General features: G+C 61.9%; 17 protein-coding genes. 5 read left to right on the top strand and 12 right to left on the bottom strand.

The genetic code is table 11. The features are described from left to right. Positions 1 to 95 precede the first annotated feature (95 nt). The 4 genes from era to ACIQLI_RS08790 are packed head-to-tail and all read right to left on the bottom strand — an operon-like array spanning position 96 to position 3,922. Positions 96 to 1,058 carry a GTPase Era gene (gene era / locus ACIQLI_RS08775; RefSeq protein ID WP_207593633.1) on the bottom strand — a complete coding sequence of 321 codons (963 nt, stop codon included), beginning with the start codon at positions 1,056 to 1,058 and terminating at the stop codon, positions 96 to 98. After that, a complete protein-coding gene (locus ACIQLI_RS08780; RefSeq protein WP_089595198.1) occupies positions 1,042 to 2,373 on the bottom strand; it encodes a hemolysin family protein in 1,332 nt (443 codons plus the stop codon). The genes era and ACIQLI_RS08780 overlap by 17 nt, the downstream gene beginning before the upstream one ends. Beyond that, the gene (gene ybeY, locus ACIQLI_RS08785) at positions 2,370 to 2,843 is read right to left on the bottom strand and encodes an rRNA maturation RNase YbeY (protein WP_400387242.1); all 474 of its coding nucleotides are present in this window, start codon (positions 2,841 to 2,843) and stop codon (positions 2,370 to 2,372) included. The genes ACIQLI_RS08780 and ybeY overlap by 4 nt, the downstream gene beginning before the upstream one ends. Next, on the bottom strand, positions 2,840 to 3,922 hold the full coding sequence (locus ACIQLI_RS08790) for a PhoH family protein (RefSeq protein WP_354226900.1): 1,083 nt from the start codon (positions 3,920 to 3,922) through the stop codon (positions 2,840 to 2,842). Before ACIQLI_RS08790 ends, ybeY begins: the two co-directional genes overlap by 4 nt. A 425-nt stretch (positions 3,923 to 4,347) precedes the next feature. On the opposite strand from ACIQLI_RS08790, the gene ACIQLI_RS08795 reads away from it, so the two are divergent. Next, positions 4,348 to 5,220, top strand: coding sequence for a GerMN domain-containing protein (locus ACIQLI_RS08795; RefSeq protein WP_400387582.1), 873 nt, complete (start codon positions 4,348 to 4,350; stop codon positions 5,218 to 5,220). Between the two features lie 59 nt (positions 5,221 to 5,279). Here the strand turns inward: ACIQLI_RS08795 and ACIQLI_RS08800 are convergent, their stop codons facing one another. The 3 genes from ACIQLI_RS08800 to hrcA are packed head-to-tail and all read right to left on the bottom strand — an operon-like array spanning position 5,280 to position 8,232. Continuing rightward, positions 5,280 to 6,044 (bottom strand): 16S rRNA (uracil(1498)-N(3))-methyltransferase, encoded by a 765-nt coding sequence (locus ACIQLI_RS08800; RefSeq protein WP_400387245.1) that lies wholly within the window; start codon positions 6,042 to 6,044, stop codon positions 5,280 to 5,282. A 2-nt stretch (positions 6,045 to 6,046) separates the two neighbouring features. Then, positions 6,047 to 7,174 (bottom strand): molecular chaperone DnaJ, encoded by a 1,128-nt coding sequence (gene dnaJ, locus ACIQLI_RS08805; protein WP_400387247.1) that lies wholly within the window; start codon positions 7,172 to 7,174, stop codon positions 6,047 to 6,049. A 50-nt stretch (positions 7,175 to 7,224) separates the two neighbouring features. Further along, entirely contained in the window at positions 7,225 to 8,232 is a 1,008-nt protein-coding gene (hrcA, locus tag ACIQLI_RS08810) for a heat-inducible transcriptional repressor HrcA (RefSeq protein ID WP_400387250.1), read from the bottom strand. 178 nt (positions 8,233 to 8,410) lie between these two features. Here hrcA and ACIQLI_RS08815 point away from each other — a divergent pair, with 178 nt between their 5' ends. Together ACIQLI_RS08815 and ACIQLI_RS08820 are read left to right on the top strand one after the other, a co-directional pair. After that, positions 8,411 to 9,262 (top strand): DUF3097 domain-containing protein, encoded by an 852-nt coding sequence (locus tag ACIQLI_RS08815; protein WP_400387253.1) that lies wholly within the window; start codon positions 8,411 to 8,413, stop codon positions 9,260 to 9,262. A 121-nt stretch (positions 9,263 to 9,383) separates the two neighbouring features. After that, positions 9,384 to 9,797, top strand: coding sequence for a DUF4870 domain-containing protein (locus ACIQLI_RS08820; RefSeq protein WP_159699313.1), 414 nt, complete (start codon positions 9,384 to 9,386; stop codon positions 9,795 to 9,797). 28 nt (positions 9,798 to 9,825) lie between these two features. Here ACIQLI_RS08820 and hemW read toward each other — a convergent pair whose 3' ends face one another. Both hemW and lepA read right to left on the bottom strand, forming a co-directional pair. Continuing rightward, positions 9,826 to 11,055 (bottom strand): radical SAM family heme chaperone HemW, encoded by a 1,230-nt coding sequence (gene hemW, locus ACIQLI_RS08825; RefSeq protein ID WP_400387257.1) that lies wholly within the window; start codon positions 11,053 to 11,055, stop codon positions 9,826 to 9,828. After that, the gene (gene lepA / locus ACIQLI_RS08830) at positions 11,056 to 12,909 is read right to left on the bottom strand and encodes a translation elongation factor 4 (protein ID WP_011774924.1); all 1,854 of its coding nucleotides are present in this window, start codon (positions 12,907 to 12,909) and stop codon (positions 11,056 to 11,058) included. It lies immediately after the preceding gene. Positions 12,910 to 13,069: 160 nt separating this feature from the next. On the opposite strand from lepA, the gene ACIQLI_RS08835 reads away from it, so the two are divergent. Together ACIQLI_RS08835 and rpsT are read left to right on the top strand one after the other, a co-directional pair. Then, complete coding sequence (locus tag ACIQLI_RS08835) at positions 13,070 to 13,597, top strand: type II toxin-antitoxin system PemK/MazF family toxin (RefSeq protein ID WP_400387262.1); 528 nt, start codon at positions 13,070 to 13,072, stop codon at positions 13,595 to 13,597. Positions 13,598 to 13,775: 178 nt separating this feature from the next. Further along, positions 13,776 to 14,036: a 30S ribosomal protein S20 gene (rpsT, locus tag ACIQLI_RS08840; RefSeq protein ID WP_054808077.1), complete on the top strand. Its 261-nt coding sequence runs from the start codon at positions 13,776 to 13,778 to the stop codon at positions 14,034 to 14,036. 95 nt (positions 14,037 to 14,131) lie between these two features. On the opposite strand, the gene holA is transcribed toward rpsT, so the two are convergent. From holA to ACIQLI_RS08855, 3 genes are read right to left on the bottom strand one after another with little or no spacing between them, the layout of a single operon-like run. Further along, positions 14,132 to 15,148, bottom strand: coding sequence for a DNA polymerase III subunit delta (gene holA, locus ACIQLI_RS08845; RefSeq protein WP_400387265.1), 1,017 nt, complete (start codon positions 15,146 to 15,148; stop codon positions 14,132 to 14,134). 59 nt (positions 15,149 to 15,207) lie between these two features. Next, on the bottom strand, positions 15,208 to 16,785 hold the full coding sequence (locus tag ACIQLI_RS08850) for a ComEC/Rec2 family competence protein (RefSeq protein WP_400387268.1): 1,578 nt from the start codon (positions 16,783 to 16,785) through the stop codon (positions 15,208 to 15,210). Then, positions 16,778 to 17,215, bottom strand: coding sequence for a helix-hairpin-helix domain-containing protein (locus ACIQLI_RS08855; protein WP_400387271.1), 438 nt, complete (start codon positions 17,213 to 17,215; stop codon positions 16,778 to 16,780). The genes ACIQLI_RS08850 and ACIQLI_RS08855 overlap by 8 nt, the downstream gene beginning before the upstream one ends. Positions 17,216 to 17,501: the final 286 nt, after the last annotated feature.

Genomic DNA, 17,501 nt, shown 5'->3' on the forward strand with positions numbered 1-17,501 from the left:
ACCTTTCCTCAAACACGTGGATTCCCGCCATCATAGTTGCCGAGTCTGGGAAGTTCCTTATCGCGCCTCTACGATGCCTGGACGTGTCTTGCCCGCTAGAATCCGAGTTTGACCAGTTGCTTGGGATCCCGCTGCCAGTCCTTGGCCACCTTGACATGCAGATCCAGATAGATTCGGGTGCCCAGAAGGGTCTCGATGCCCTTCCGTGCGTTGGTACCGACCTCCCGCAGCCGGCTTCCACCCTTGCCTATGATGATGGCCTTCTGTGAGGGTCGCTCGACATAAAGGTTGACCCGAACGTCCAGGAGCGGGTTGTCCTCGGTTCGACCTTCACGGGGAACGATTTCTTCCACTACCACGGCCAGCGAGTGGGGAAGTTCGTCGCGGACACCTTCCAAGGCAGCCTCCCGAATAAGTTCCGCAATCATGACAGCCTCGGGCTCGTCGGTCAGTTCACCGTCGGGGTACAGCGGGGGCGATGAGGGCATGTGGCTGATCAATACGTCCGCGACAGTGGAGACCTGGAATCCGTCGGCCGCTGAAACTGGGACGATGTCGGCCCAACCTTGTTCGCCGAGGACGTCGCGTCCCAAGGCAGCGACAGCGAGCAATTGCTCGGTCAGGGCTTGGCGGTCCACAAGGTCGGTTTTGGTCACGAGGGCGACGATCGGCTTCCTGCCCACGGCCGCCAGCTGAGCTGCGATGTACTTGTCGCCGGGGCCGATCTTCTCGTTCGCCGGCAGGCAGAATCCAATGGCGTCCACTTCGGCCAGGGTGTCGGCCACAAGATCATTGAGCCGCTTACCCAGCAGCGTGCGCGGCCTGTGCAGACCGGGGGTGTCCACCAGGATCAGCTGCGCATCCTCGCGGTGGACAATCCCACGGATGGTGTGCCGCGTGGTCTGCGGCTTGGCCGAGGTGATGGCCACCTTCTGGCCGACCAAGGCGTTGGTCAGTGTCGATTTGCCTGCATTGGGCCGGCCAACCAGCACAGAGAAGCCTGCGTGGAAGCCACCGAAGTCATTATCGGCATCGAATTTCTTATTTTGCTTGCTCACGTGGAACTCCCTGTTGCGTTGAGTCGGCGTCATCGAGTAGGTCTTCAAAGTCAGTGTCTTCCTTTGGCATGGCTGCCGCAATGATGTGGCTGACCCTGTTTCGGCGACCCTCAAGCCTATCCGCCCTGAGTGATATTCCATCCACATCAACTGAACTGCCGACAATCGGGACCTGCCCCAGTGCTTTGGCGAGGAGGCCGCCTACGGTGTCCACCTCGTCGTCGTCGAGGTCAATGTCGAACAGTTCACCGAGGTCATCGATGCTCATGCGGGCGCTGACCCGGAACGTACCGTCGCCGAGGTCCACTGCTTCTTCTGCGGCGGCATCGTATTCATCCACGATTTCGCCCACGATTTCCTCGATGAGGTCCTCAAGGGTCACCAGTCCGGCGGTACCGCCGTACTCATCGATCACGATCGCCACGTGGGTGGATTCCTGTTGCAGTTCCCTGAGAAGGTCACTCACGAGCTTGGACTCAGGAACGTAGCGGACGTCCCGGGCGAGGGAGTCGACATCGTGTGCCTGCAGGCCGGGTTCGCCTCGATGCATGGCCGCGGCGACGTCCTTCAAATAGAGGATTCCGCGGATCTGGTCGGTATTCTCACCGATGACCGGAATCCTGGAATAGCCCGACCGCAGGAAGAGGCCCATGGCTGTCTCGAGGTCCGATCCAGTACCGATGCTGACAATGTCCGTGCGGGGGACCATGACCGAACGCACCAACGTGTCGCCGAAGTCGAAGACCGAATGGATGAGTTCAGCCTCGTTGTCCTCGATCATGTCCGATTCGGCGGCGCGGTCCACGAATTCGCGGAACTCTTCTTCGCTGACGAACGCGTCGTCACCGCTGGGGGCGCCGGGAGCCACTGCCTGGCCCAGGGCCACGAGCCACCCGGGAATGGGGCCGAGAACCCAGCAGAGGAAGCGGATCAGCGGAGCTGTGAAGCGTACAACGGGGCCGGAGTGTGCCCTCCCCAGCTGCCTCGGCGACACCCCCACCAGCACGAATCCAATGACGGCCATGATGCCGGTAGCAGCAAGCCCGGCAAGCCAGACGTTGTCGAGCAAACTGTGCAGCACTACCGCCACAGCTACTGCAGCGGCCATCTCGAACCACACACGCCAGAAACGCAGGGCGCGCATGTGGGCAATGGGAGCTTTGAGGATCCCACTCAGGGCCTTGCCCTTGCTGCGGACAATGGATTGTTCGGCCTCATGCCGGGGCAGGAAATTGAACGCGGCCTCAGCAGCCGTCAATAAGGCGACAAAGCTGAGGAAAACCAATGCCATGCCGACCAGGATGATCCAGGTCACTGCATGGTCTCCATGGGGGCATCCTTGCCCAGGAATTCAGACAGCAGTTCGCGCTGCAAACCGAACATTTCTTCTTTTTCCTCGGGTTCTGCGTGGTCGAATCCCAGAAGGTGGAGGATGCCGTGGGTTGTCAGGAGGAGCATCTCGTCCTGGGTGGGGTGACCGGCGTTGCGGGCCTGGACTTCGGCTACCTGGGGACAGATGGCGATGTCGCCCAGCATTCCCTGCGGCGTGGGCTTATCCGGAGTGCCTGGAGTGAGCTCGTCCATGGGAACAGACAGGACATCAGTGGCCCCGGGCTCATCCATCAGTTCAATGTGGAGCTTCTCCATGGCGGGTTCGTCCACCAGGAGAATGGAAAGCTCCGCCTGCGGATGGATGTAGAGCCGTTCGAAGATGAAGCGGGACAACGTCACCAGCTGTGCTTCGTCCACCGTCACGCCGGACTCGTTGTTGACTTCAATGCTCATTGACGTTCTCCACGTTTGTAATGTGTGCCTGACGCGTCTTTGCGGTGCGCGTCATCCCAGGTGCTGTAAGCGGATACGATGTCGGCCACCAGGCGATGCCGAACTACGTCGGCCGCCTCGAGAATGGAGAAATTGACGTCGTCTATGCCCGTCAGGATCTCCCGGACGATCCGAAGGCCTGACGTTGCGCCCAGCGGAAGGTCGATCTGCGTGACGTCTCCGGTGACCACCATTTTTGAACCGAAGCCGAGACGGGTCAGGAACATCTTCATCTGTTCCGGGGTGGTGTTCTGCGCCTCATCAAGAATGATGAAGGCGTCATTGAGCGTACGTCCGCGCATATAGGCCAATGGTGCCACCTCAATGGTGCCTGCAGCCATCAGCCGTGGGATGGATTCCGGATCCATCATGTCGTGGAGTGCGTCATACAGCGGGCGAAGGTACGGATCGATCTTGTCGCTCAATGTACCGGGCAGGAATCCCAGCCGCTCCCCCGCCTCCACAGCGGGCCGCGTCAGGATAATCCTGCTGACTTCCTTCATCTGGAGTGCCTGCACAGCCTTGGCCATGGCCAGGTATGTCTTGCCCGTGCCAGCTGGTCCGATACCGAAAATCACCGTGTTTGCATCGATGGCATCCACATAGTTCTTCTGGTTCAGTGTCTTTGGGCGGATGGTCTTGCCGCGGCTGGAAAGGATGTTGTGGGTCAGCACATCAGCCGGGTTCTGCACCGACTGGGCCCTCAACAGCGACACCAACTGCTGAAGGATGTCAGGGCTGACCACAGTCCCCTTGGCCACCAGCCCGCGGACTTCCTCCAGGAGGCGCATGACGCGGGGAATGACAGTGGAGGGCCCGGTCATGGAGAGCTCGTTGCCGCGGACATGGAAGCTCACATCCTGGAACTGTTCCTCGATGTACCTCAGGGCTTCGTCATGGCTGCCCAGCGAGTGAACCATCTGGTCGGAATTGTCAAAGGTGACAACTTCCGTGCGCGTGCCCGGTAAAGTGTGCGGGAACTCGTTGGGCGGCTGGTTGCCGTTTCCGGTCCTGAGCCGCCCGTTCAAAGATTCACTCATAGTGCTGGCCCTCAGGCCTTTTCTCCTCCGGTTGGTCTGCAATAACGCCATCGATTCGACATTCGCGGCTGGCTCTCACTGCCCGCGTTGATGCCGGAATGTCTCCAATCCTACGCCAGCCCGGCCCGTGATGAACCTCCCCCGGCAGCCTCATTCGGCACCCCGGGGCTGCTACGGACGTTTTGTCTCAACTCGGCATCAAGCCGGTATCAATCATGTTTCAGTTGGCGCCCGCCCCCGGAAACCCGGCCGACCGCCGTCAGCGATGTGCCAAGCTGGCATAGCGGGTGAAAAACACAACCCCGCACCCAGCCGACAAATGGCTGCCAAACCGTGCAGGGCAGGACAGGAAACCCATCAAGAAAACAGCCAGCAACGTTCATGGCGCGAACAAGCGGACCAAGTCCGCTGTTGCCGTGCCTGCGATGCTCGCTGTCCTCCTCCTGACCGGTTGCATCGCCAACGGCGGCGGCACCCAGGCCACCTCCACCCCGCCGCCGCTGACCGTCCAGGAAGCCCCGGCCAGCAACGCCCCGCTGGAGACCACCCAGGCCTCCACCAAGATCCCGGTCTACTGGATTGGGCGGAGCAAGGAAGAGGTCTACCTCTACCGCGAGTTCAGGGACATCTCCGGCGACGGAAATCCTGTGACCACCGCTCTGAAGATCATGATGGCGGAAAAGCCGTTGGATCATGACTTCTTCACGCCTTGGCAGGAACCCGCCAGCCTGGCCACGTCCATTTCGGGCAAAAATGTCATCACTGTCGATATTTCCCGTGATGCTTTCAACTCGAACCTGGACGCCGGCATGGCGCAACGGGCGGTACAGCAACTCGTCTACACAGCCACAGCCGCAGCCTCGTCCTCAGGACTCATCAATTCAGGCCAGCAGATCCAAGTGGTCATCCTGGTTGATGGCCACAAGGACTACATGGCGTTCGGGCAAGTGCAGCTGGGTGAGCCGATGACGCGCGACGCCTCCTTGGTTGCCCCGCTCTGGATCATCGATCCGCAGGAAGACACCACCCTGCCCACCGGTCTGGTCAAGTTCAACGGTCGGAGCACGGACAGCTCAAAGCCCATTGCCTGGCAGGTCCTGCAGGACGACGGCAAGGGCGACAAGACCAGCCTTCTCACGGGCCAAACGCAAGCCACCGGCGAACCCGGACAGTATGGCCTGTTCACGTTTGGCGCCACGTTGAAAGCCGGTCAGTACGAGGTACGTGTCTCCCAAGTGGACAACGCCGGAAACACCATCGCGACGAGCACCGATACCCGGCTGTTCAGGGTCGGATAGCTGTTCAGGGTCGGCTAATTCCCCGGGGCCGGTGAGGCCCAGGGCCGCTGACTGCCCGGCTACCAGCGCCCCAGGATGTCGCTCGCAAGAACGACGGCGGCCGGCCCCGCCGTCGACGACCGCAAGACATGGTGCCCCAACAGTGCCGTCACAGCACCGGCATCACTGAGTCGCGTTACTTCGCGCGGCGAGATCCCGCCTTCGGGGCCCACAATCAACAGAACCTCGCGCGGAGCGGTGGCATTGGTTGCCGCAAATTCTTCAAGGACGGTCCGCAGGGGATTCTTCGCGTCTTCATGCAGGATGATGGCAAGGTCAGCTTGGGATACGGCTTTCGCCAGGGACCCGGTGTCCACCATGGTCCGAACCTGGGGAATCCATGCCCGCCGGGCCTGCTTGGCGGCGGCGGTGACCACGGACTCCCACTTCGCATGGGCTTTCGAGGCGCGATCGCCCTTCCATCGAACAATCGAACGCTCTGACTGCCACGGAAGCACAGCATCAATTCCAAGTTCCGTGGCCGTTTCGATGGCAAGTTCGTCGCGGTCCCCCTTGGCCAGGGCCTGGACCAGCACCAGCCGGACGTCCGGCTGCTCTTCCAAGACCACGTCGGACGCCGTGACCGTAAGGCCGGTGGGGCCGGCCCCGGCGACCGTGCCGGTCAACCGCATGCCGGCACCATCGGCTATGTCAACGGGCTCTCCCACTCCAAGTCGCTTGACCGTAACCGCGTGCCGGGCCTCCGGACCTTCCAGCACGAACGTACTGCCAGGGCTGACGTCGCCAAGGCTGCCGGCCGGGGTGAAGAAAACGGGGTTGCTCACCGCTACAGGTTACCGAGCTTGTCCCGAAGCTTGGCGAACATTCCGCCGCTGGCCACGAGCTTTCCTTCGGTGAACTGCTCCCCGCGAAGCTTGGCGAGCTGCTGCAGCAATTCTTCCTGCGCAAGATCCAACTTACTCGGCGTTTCAACGTGGAGGTGTACCTTGAGGTCGCCACGGCCATAGCCACGCAGGTGCGTGACGCCCAGGCCCCGCAGGGTAACGATCTCGCCTGACTGGGTTCCGGCCTTCACATCAATGTCCTGTGCGCCGTCGAAAGTATCCAACTGCAGCTCCGTACCCAGCGCCGCGGCCGTCATGGGCACGCTGAGGGTGGCGTGGAGGTCGTCGCCTTCGCGGATGAACATGGAATCGTTGTTGACGCGGATTTCCACGTAGAGGTCGCCCGACGGGCCGCCTGCGGGTCCTGCTTCGCCTTGCCCGGACAACTGGATGCGCGTACCGGTGGCGACGCCGGCAGGAACCTTGATGGTCAGGGAACGGCGGCTGCGGATGCGGCCTTGGCCGTTGCACTCATTGCAGGGGTCCTTGATGACCGTGCCGAAGCCCTCGCAGGAACCGCAGGGGGCAGCGGTCATGACCTGGCCGAGAATGGACCGGACAGCGCGCTGGACCTGGCCGCTGCCGCCACAGATGTCACAACGTTCCGGGTGGGTTCCCGGACGGCAGCAGCTGCCGTCACAGGTGGGGCAGGTCACTGCAGTGTCCACTTCGAGCTTTTTGTTGACGCCGAAAACGGCGTCCTTCAAGTCAATGCGGACGCTGATGAGTGCGTCCTGGCCGCGTCGGACACGGGAGGCAGGCCCGCCGTGACCGCCGCCACCACCAAAGAAGGTGTCGAAGATGTCCTGGAACGCGAAGCCCTGGCCGGAATATCCGCCGCCAAACCCGTTGTCCGTTCCATTCTCATTTCCGGTGGCATCGTAGACGCGGCGCTTCTGGGGATCGGACAGCACCTCATAAGCATGGGTCACGGCCTTAAACTGCTCCGCGACATCCTCACCTGGGTTTACGTCCGGGTGGAGTTTCCGCGCCAACTTGCGGTACGCCTTTTTGATCTCTTCCCCGGTGGCTTCCGGCGAGACTCCCAAAACGTCATAGTGGCTGCTCAAAGTCGGTATCTCTTCCTTGTTGTACTGCGGATGTTTCTTCGTGACGGCGTTCAGCCGCCGAGAATGCGTGAAAGGTAACGGGCCACGGCCCGGACTGCGGCCATGGTGGTCGGATAATCCATGCGGGTCGGGCCCAGGATCCCCACCTTTGCGCCGGAGCCGTATCCAGTGGCAACCACGGAAGCCTCGGCCAATCCGTCATAGGGATTCTCCCGGCCGATACTCACGGTGACGCCGCGGGGGTCGTCCCCCATGTCTGACAACAACCGAAGCATGACAACTTGTTCCTCAAGGGCTTCCAGCACCGGACCAATGCTCAACGGGAAGTCCACGTTGGACCTGGCGAGGTTGGCCGTACCGGCCATCAGGATGCGTTCTTCGCGGCTGTTGTCGCTCAAGGACTGCAGGCCGTTGGCCAACGTTTGGGCCAGTCCCCGAAGCTCGGGCGGACACAGGGCAATCACCGACGGAAGCACCTGCGGCAACAGAGCCAGTTGCGTCCCCGCGATGCTGCCCAGGAAGCGGGATCTCAACCGCATCAAAGCGTCGTCGCCCACGTCCGAACCGGCGTCGATGACCTTCTGGCTGACGCTGCCGGTATCGGCAATCAGCACCACCAACACCTGTTGTGGGGCCAACAGGACGAACTCAACATGCCGTACCAAGGCGCGGTTGGAGTGCGGGTACTGCACGACGGCGACCTGGTTGGTCAGTTGGGACAGGAGCCTGACGGTGCGCTCCAGGATGTCGTCTACATCATCGGGGCCTTCAAGCAGCGAGTGGATGGCCCTCCGCTCGGCGGCCGAAAGGGGCTTGACCTGGGAGATGCGATCAACGAACAGGCGGTAGCCCTTGTCGGTGGGGATGCGACCGGCACTGGTGTGGGGCGCTGCAATGAGGCCTTCTTCTTCCAGAACGGCCATGTCATTTCGGATGGTGGCGCTTGAAACACCAAGATGGTGCCGTTCAACAAGGGCCTTCGATCCGACAGGTTCCCGTGAATGCACGTAATCTTCAACGATGGCACGCAGCACTTCCAACTTGCGTGGCTCACTCATTGCTCCACCTCCTGACGACTGCCGTGGTCTCTGGGACCGGGTCCACTTAGCACTCAACATGCCCAAGTGCTAACCAGTCTAGTATGAGCCACCCCGTTGCTAGCATTGAACTTTCCCGTCCCAACCCAGCGCAAATCAACACTGCACCATTCAACCCAGCACAAAAGGTAGGAACTCCTTGGCTTTCGACACGTGGGGTCCGCAGGATCTGTCAGCTCCTGCCAAACGGCAACTGCCGGAGGTTGCCGTCCAACGCGGGATGGTCCTCGAAGACGTCCAATCAGGCTGGGTGGGCGAAGTCACCCGTGTCGAGAAAACCGGCGGCATGCACATTGTGTCCCTTGAGGACAGGCGGGGGAAGACAAAGTCGTTCCAACTCGGATTTGGCTTCCTGCTCGAGGGGCAGCCCATCCGCTTGATGCCCCCGGTCCCCCGCCAAACGACGCCGCCCGTTCAGGCCGGGCGCACCGCCTCGGGTTCCGTGAAGGTTCAAGGACAACGCGCACAGGTGGCCAAAGCCAGCCGCATTTGGGTGGAGGGAAAACACGACGCCGAACTCGTCGAGAAAGTGTGGGGCGACGATCTCCGCGTCGAGGGCATTGTGGTGGAGCCCCTGCACGGAGTCGATGACCTCAAGTCGGCTATCTCCGCCTTTGACCCCGGACCCGGCCGACGCCTCGGCATCCTGGTGGACCACCTTGTGGCCGGCTCCAAGGAGTCCCGCATCGCAGCTGACGCCATGACTGTGCCTGGAGCCGCGGGAAACGTCCTGATTGTCGGCCACCCCTACATCGATGTATGGCAGGCCATCAGGCCCAAAGTCCTGGGAATAGAGGCCTGGCCGTCCGTACCCCGCGGCACCGACTGGAAGACCGGGATTCTGACCGCCTTCGGGTGGCCCCACGAGACCGCTGAAGATATAGGACTGGGCTGGCAGCGGCTTCTTGGAGCGGTTCGCAGCTACGCCGACCTCGAGGCCTCGCTGCTGGGCCGCGTGGAAGAAGTCATCGATTTCCTCACAGTTCCCTGACCTTTGCCCTCAAAGCAGCAGCAACTGACGTGTCATCGCGGCGTTTGTCCCGGGAAGCCTGCTGGGGCCGGTATTCTGGGACAGCAACACCGCACCATCTTTACAGCAAAGGGAACACACCGTGGCAGAGAACGCTCCTGAAGAACCGGGCAGCGCCGCAGGCCAGCCCCAGTACCATGGCGCGCCTGCAAATGCGCTGCCACTGACCGCCAGCGAGGACAGGCAATGGGCCACCCTGGCACACTTTGGCGGCATTTTGGGATGCCTCCCATCACTCCTGATCTACCTGATTTTCCGTGACCGCGGACCTTTTACGGCACAGGAATCCAAGGAAGCGTTGAACTTCACCCTGCCTCCCACCATCGCCGCGGTTCTGGCCAACATCCTGGTGCTGCTGCCGGTAGTGGGTAACATCTTCGCCGTGATCGCCACGGGCATCTGGGTAGCCCTGACATGCTTCTCAGTCTCGGCTGGGATCCGCGTCAACCACGGCCAGCCGCACCGCTATAAGCTCAACCTGCGCTGGATCAAGTAGCCCTCCCCCTTTCAAGGGGGGCTGGGAGTTAGTCGGGGAGAATCCTCCGGACTACGGCGTCAGCCAGCAGCCGACCCTTCAGCGTCAGGATCAACCGGCCTTTGAAGGCCTGCGCAGGATCAACCAGCCCGTCGGCGATGAGCCCTGCCATTGCATGGCGGCCAACCGCGTCCAAGGCATCAACTTCAAGTCCTGTACCCAGCCGCGCCTCCAGCATGATGCGCTCGACTTCGCGGGTTTCGGCGTCCAAGGTCTCCCTGCCTGCCGCCGGTGAGCTTCCCGCCCCCAAACGGCCTGCGTAAGCGGTGGGGTGCTTGACGTTCCACCACCGGACACCTCCTACGTGGGAGTGCGCACCGGGTCCGACGCCCCACCAGTCGTCGCCGCGCCAGTAGGCCAGATTGTGCCGGCACGCTTGATCGGGCGTCCGGGACCAGTTGCTGACCTCATACCAGTTCAAACCAGCTGCGGAGACCAGCGAATCAGCCAATTCGTATTTGGCCGCATGATCGTCGTCGTCAATTCCGGGCACTTCGCCGCGGCGGATCTGGGCCGCGAGCTTGGTGCCGTCTTCCACGATCAATGCGTACGCGCTGATGTGGTCAGGCTGATAGGAAAGAGCCGTCTCCAAGGACAACCGCCAGTCGTCCATGGACTCACCCGGCGTACCGTAGATGAGGTCCAGGCTCACTGCGAGTCCGGCTTCGCGGGCCCACTGGACCACGAGCGGCACACGGCTGGGGGTATGCGTGCGGTCAAGGACCTTCAGCACGTGAGGTACAGCTGACTGCATGCCGAACGAGACCCTGGTGAAGCCGGCATCGGCCAGCACTTTCAGCGACTCAGGGGTCACGGAATCGGGATTGGCTTCGGTGGTTACTTCGGCTCCGGGCTCAAGTCCCCAATGATCGACGGCCGCCCGGAGGATGTGCGCCAGATCTTCCGCAGGGAGGAGCGTGGGGGTACCGCCGCCAAAGAAAACAGTGCTCATGCGCCGCTGTGGCAGCCCGGAGGCCTCCAGTGCAACAGCTGCAAAGTCGAGTTCACTCACCGCCGTTGAAGCGTAGGCATCCTGAGAGGCTCCACCACCGAGTTCGGTGGCCGTGTAGGTGTTGAAGTCACAGTAGCCGCAGCGAACGGCACAAAACGGGATATGGACGTAGAGCCCGAAGTTACGGTGCTCCACGCCGTCCAGCACCTGCGGGGGAAGTACTCCGTCCGCAGGTGCCGGATCGCCCAAAGGCAGGACGCTGGGCATTTACTTCTTGGCCTTGTCCTTGGACTCGTCGGTGGTCAGGGCTGCGATGAATGCTTCCTGGGGAACCTCCACGCGACCCACCATCTTCATGCGCTTCTTGCCTTCCTTCTGCTTTTCCAGCAGTTTGCGCTTACGGGTGATGTCACCGCCGTAGCACTTGGCAAGAACGTCCTTGCGGATGGCCCGGATGCTCTCGCGGGCAATGATGCGCGATCCGATGGCTGCCTGGATGGGCACCTCAAACTGCTGCCTAGGGATGAGCTCACGGAGCTTGCCGGTCATCATCACACCGTAGGCGTAGGCCTTGTCACGGTGGGTGATGGCACTGAAGGCATCCACTTGTTCACCCTGCAGCAGGATGTCCACTTTGACGAGGTCTGCAACCTGTTCGCCGTCGGCCTTCCAGTCCAGCGACGCGTAGCCTCGGGTTTTGGACTTCAGGAGGTCGAAGAAGTCGAACACGATCTCAGCCAGCGGAATCCAGTAGCGGAGTTCCACACGGTCCTCGGAGAGGTAATCCATGCCGCGCATTTGGCCTCGGCGGCTCTGGCAGAGTTCCATGATGGATCCAACAAACTCATTGGGAGCCAGGATGGTGGCGGAAACCATCGGCTCGCGAACCTCGGAGATCTTGCCCGTGGGGTACTCGCTGGGGTTGGTGACGTGGATGACCTTCTTGTCCTCCAGTGTCACCTCGTATTCCACGTTGGGAGCCGTGGAGATGAGGTCCAGGTTGTACTCACGTTCGAGGCGCTCACGGGTAATTTCCAGGTGGAGCAAACCGAGGAACCCGACGCGGAAACCGAAGCCCAGTGCTGCGGACGTCTCGGGCTCGTAAACCAGTGCGGCGTCGTTAAGCATCAGCTTTTCGAGGGCGTCGCGGAGGACAGGGTAGTCCGTTCCGTCCAGCGGGTAGAGACCGGAGAAGACCATCGGCTTGGCGTCGGCGTAGCCGCTGAGCGACTCCGAGGCAGGCTTGGCCAGGTTGGTAACAGTATCGCCAACCTTCGACTGACGGACGTCCTTCACGCCGGTAATCAGGTAGCCCACCTCGCCGACGCCCAGGCCCTTGGATGGCGTCGGCTCCGGGGAGCTGACACCAATCTCCAGGAGCTCGTGCGTTGCCCGGGTGGACATCATCTGAATGCGTTCGCGCGGGTGGAGCATGCCGTCCACCACGCGGACGTAGGTAACTACGCCGCGGTACGTGTCATAGACGGAGTCGAAAATCATGGCGCGGGCCGGCGCATTGGGGTCGCCAACGGGTGCAGGAAGGTCACGGACAATTTTGTCCAGCAGGGCCTCAACACCCACGCCCGTTTTACCGGAGACCTTGAGAACGTCCTCGGGGTCGCCGCCAATGAGGTTGGCAAGCTCCGCAGCGTACTTCTCAGGCTGGGCAGCCGGAAGATCGATCTTGTTCAGTACAGGAATGATGGTGAGGTTGTTCTCCATTGCCAGATACAGATTGGCAAGGGTCTGGGCCTCGATGCCCTGGGCTGCATCCACCAGCAGCACTGCGCCTTCACAAGCGGCGAGCGAGCGGGAAACCTCATAGGTGAAGTCGACGTGGCCGGGAGTATCGATCATGTTCAGTGCGTAGCTGTTGCCATCAAGTTCCCATGGCATGCGAACTGCCTGGGACTTGATGGTGATGCCGCGCTCACGTTCGATATCCATGCGGTCCAGATACTGGGCCTTCATGTCGCGTTGCTTAACGACGCCGGTGTACTGCAGCATGCGGTCGGCCAGGGTGGACTTACCGTGGTCAATGTGGGCAATGATGCAGAAGTTCCGGATGATGGCCGGATCTGTTGCGGCGGGCACCGGTGCGGTGCGGGCCATGGGAGACACGCAGGATCCTTACTGTCGACACTCACACGGCAATTTCCGGAACTGGGCATAGGCCAGCCGGAACACGCCGCGCATCTGATCCTCTAGTCTCCCATGAACCTGCGCTTCGCCGTACATTGCCTGCTCAGGCATCAGCTCCGCGCAGCTGTAGCGTTGTCCCATGGCTTTCGACTTGCGCCCTTTGGGCAAACTCATCTTGCGATCCTTCAAAGCCCTCGGTGGCAGCAGCACCAAAGCAGCCACCCCGGCAGGTGCCCGCAGGACACAGACCCGGCAGTCCGACGTCGTACGTCAGCCAGGCGCCTACCCCGGCGACTTCCTTGGTTCAATCAAGGTCAACTACTCCCCCAAGCCCGATGGTCAGCCGGATCCCGGCGAGATTGTCTGGAGCTGGGTCCCCTACGAAGAGGACCACACACAAGGTAAAGACCGGCCCGTACTCTTGGTGGGTCGGGATGGCGAGTGGCTTTTGGGTCTCATGTTGACGTCCAAAGATCACAACAACGGCGCTCGGGCGGACGATTACGTTGACATAGGAACCGGCTCCTGGGATCGGCAAGGCAGGCCCAGCGAAATTAACGTTGGGCGCATTATCCGGCTGGATCCTGCTGCGGTCCGGCGCGAAGGTGCCGTCCTGGGAAAGTCGCAATTCCGGGAGGTAGCCCGGGCCCTCCAAGCACGGCATTAGCCGGACCAATCGCCCGGTTCTGTATGAGCCCCGACTTTCTGCTATCCTTTATAGCTGTGTGTCCGTGCAGGTCGACGGCCACTCATGGTTGGCTGCCATAGGCATCCCCACGCCGCTCAGTCGATGGCCAACCTGAAAACCCTCTAGACCATTTCCGCATTAAAAAGAGAGTTCATACGTGGCTAATATCAAGTCCCAGAAGAAGCGCATCCTCACCAACGAGAAGGCTCGCCTGCGTAACAACGCAGTCAAGTCCGAGCTGAAGACGGCCATCCGCGCCGTCACCACCGCCGTTGAGTCTGCTGACAAGGATGCTGCTGGAACTGCACTTGTTGCTGCCAGCCGTAAGCTGGACAAGGCTGTCAGCAAGGGCGTTATTCACAAGAACAACGCTGCAAACCGCAAGTCGGCGATCTCCAAAAAGGTCAACGCACTCTAAGGTTTTTCCAGTTCGACTGAGCTGATCAAAAGGCCGGCACCCAATGGGTGCCGGCCTTTGGGTTTAAGCGCCAGCGATGCCGCCGCATGCCGGCTTCAGCGTCGACTGGCTGACATGGCAATCACAGTCACCGCGTGCTCCACGGCGTAAACAGGGTCCCGCGACTCGCCCTTCACCTGCGCGTCCGCTTCGGCGATGACCTGGATGGAACGGATCAGGCCCTCGGGAGTCCAGCGCCGGACATCCCGCTGCGCCTGCTCAACAAGCCACGGCTGCATTCCCAGATTCCTGGCAATGGTGGCCGAAGAACCGTTGGCCCCCGCAACTTTGGCCAACGTCCGCAGCTTGGCCGCGAGTGCAGCAACCAGGGGAACCGGGTCCACCCCGGTGGCCAGTGCGTGCCTCAGGGTGGACAGTGCCACCGGCCCATTACCAGCCATCGCAGCATCCGCCACCTTGAACGCCGTAGCTTCGACCCGGCCGCCGTAGTAGCGTTCAACGGTCTCCGCCGTCACAGCGGCAGTGGCGTCGGCAATCAGCTGGTTGCACGCTGCTGCAAGCTCGGAAAGGTTCGCGCCCACCGCGTTCACCAATGCCTGGACGGCTTCGCCCTCAATGCGGCGCCCTCCCGCCCTGAATTCGGAAACGACGAACGCGGTCTTGTCAGAGTCCTTCTTCAACGGTTGGCAATCAATGACGGGCCAGCCGGCGGACTTCACGGCATCGAGCAGCTTCTTGCCACGAACTCCCCCGGTATGACGCAGGACAAGGACGACGTCTTGGTCCGGATGCTGGAGGTAGGCCAAGCCGTCGGCCAGGAAAGCGTCATTCATGGCTTCAAGGCCCTCGACCTCGATGAGCTTGCCCTCACCGAAGAGGGACGGCGTGACGGTCATCGCCAGGGATCCGGCCTCGTAGGAGCCCGCGTTAAGCCTGCTCAGCTCGACGTCCGGGGTGGTGCTTCGCACCTGGGTCCGGATGCCGTCCATCGCCCGGATACCGAGATATTCTTCCGGTCCCATGATCAGGACGACGGCGGCCGGTGCCGCATCCCGCCAACTGACAGTGTTCGCCGCGACGCTCTTGGCCCGGGTGTTTTGGGCAGCAGCCACTGGTGGTTCCTTCCGGACGTTTCGTTGCAGGGTTCAAGTCTGCCATGTTTGGGCGACACTCAGCGATCGAGAAGCACCATCACAGCACAGTGCAGCCTCATGGCGTGTCGCTTCACGTCTGCAAGGTGCAGCGCCATCCAGACGGCCAGCAGGGTCACCATGGATGAGAGCACCATGGCCACTACTCCCACCGCCCCCTCGGCCCACGGCAAAGCAGCTCCTGGTAAGCCGGCAAAAAACCTTGCCACTCCCGCCACCAATCCAGCGCAGATCCCCGCAACGGCGATGGGCACCACCGCGAGCCAGGGCAGAGCTGTGGCCAGAGGCACGGCGATCGTCCCAAAAATAGTCACCGGAGCCACCAAAGGACCTGCCACAACATTGGCAATCAGCGCGAACGATGAGAACTGCGGCTGAAGTGCCACGATCACCGGGCCACACAGCAGCTGCGCAGACAACGGCACGGCAACCCCGGCAGCCAACCACCGTGGCACCCGGGCAGGGATCCATGACGCAATGCGCGCCGCAAGCAGCACAATTCCAAGCGTCGCCAGAACCGAGAGGAGAAATCCCACGCTGGCCGCCATGGCCGGGTCCAACAGCAGCAGGATGGTTGTGGCGAGGCAAAGGAAGGACAAGGACCGTCCGCGCAGCCCACCCGTCAAAGCAGCCAGCCCCACTGTCCCCATGACTGCGGCCCGTAAGACGCTTGGATCCGGCCCCACCATGATGACGAACGCCAACAGGCCGCACGCAGCAAAAGCCCCAGCTGCCGGGCGCGCCCACCGGAAGCACCGTGCCAACAAAATGAAGCCACCCAGAATGAGGCTGCAATTGGCGCCCGAGACGGCCGTCAGGTGTGTCATTCCCGTGGTCTTCATGGCCGTTTCCAGGCTTTCCGGCAGGGCGCTGGTGTCGCCTGTCACCATCCCGGGAAGCAAGCCTGCCGCGTCCGGAGGCAGCCAGTCACCAGCGGAGACAAACCGTTTCCGCACGTCGGCCGCTGTTTGTCGGATATCGAACCCCGAGCCGGTAACGACGGGGGCGGAGGACGCGTTGAGAAGCGCCGCTTCTGGTTGCCCCTCCCGCACCTGCTTCAGCGTCCCGGTTGTTCTGACGCTCTGCCCCGCCCGCACATTCTGCCAGTCAGCACCGCCCGTCACAAGGATGTCGGCCGTTCCATGCACCACGCTTCCCTTGGCCGTGAGATCGATCAGACTCGCATCAACCATCCATCTGCCGCCACTTGAATGCCCCGGCGCCGGCGACAGGGTTGGGCTGCCCGTAATGAGTAGGTGGACGACGACCCCCTCATCGGCGGCCATCGCCGGGGCCAGTGGTCCCTTCTCACGGTTGCCCGCGATGACAGCACAATGAACCGCAACAGCGGCCCCCAGGACACATGCGAGGGCGAGGGTCGCGAACAGTGTTCCGGGCCGTACTCCGGAAGGCCTTTGGCGATGCCCCGCAACCAGGAACACCCCTCCCAACAAGCCCAGCGCGACCGCCAACACAGCGGACCAGACCCCATCAACGAATCCACCTGCAAGCGCTGCAGACCACGCCACCACCACCACAGGCACGAGCCTCAGGTCCAGGCGTTTTCCTGCTTCCGGACCTCCGGGCGACTCAGCCACCCTGCACCGTCACAAGATCGTTGAGGGACTCCATGAGCTTTGGTCCAATCCCGTCAATGGCATCCAGTTCGTCCACCGACGCAAACGGTCCGTGCTCTTTCCGCCAGTCCAGAATTCGCTGGGCGGTCACCGGCCCCACCCGGGGCAACGTCCCCAACTCCTCCAAGGTGGCAGTGTTGATGTTGACCTTCGCAGCCCCGCCGCTGGAACTGCCTGTGCCAGTACTGCCGGCAGGCGCAGACGGGGAGGCTTGCGGGGCCTCCCCCGCTACTGGAACGACGACCTTGGCTCCATCGTTGAGCACTTCAGCGAGGTTCAGCCCGCCGAGTTCGGCGTTTGGCGCTGCACCCCCGGCAGCCTCAATGGCTTGGAAGACGCGGCTACCCCGCGGCAGGGTTACGACGCCGGGCGTCTGTACGGCCCCAGCCACGTGAACAAGCAGGCTCCCGTCAGCCTCCGACCCCATTGGTTGCGGCGATTCTGACGAATCCGGAACAATGGGACCAACAGATGTGGAAGGATCCAACGGTTCTGATGTTGGCTGACCCAGGGAAAACTGCCATAGATGCCATGCGATGAGGCTCGCCCCTACTATGGCCAGGAGTACCGCTACGCGCCAAGGAGCACGCCATCGAAGACGGGGTCTTCGAACCAGCTCTCCTGGCTCTTCCTCGTCGCTCACTGGATCAGAAGAATGGTTGTCCGGTAACTCCAGC

The sequence above is a fragment of the Paenarthrobacter sp. NPDC091669 genome, from assembly GCF_044756725.1.
In the GTDB taxonomy this organism is placed as follows: Bacteria; Actinomycetota; Actinomycetes; order Actinomycetales; family Micrococcaceae; genus Arthrobacter; species Arthrobacter bambusae_C.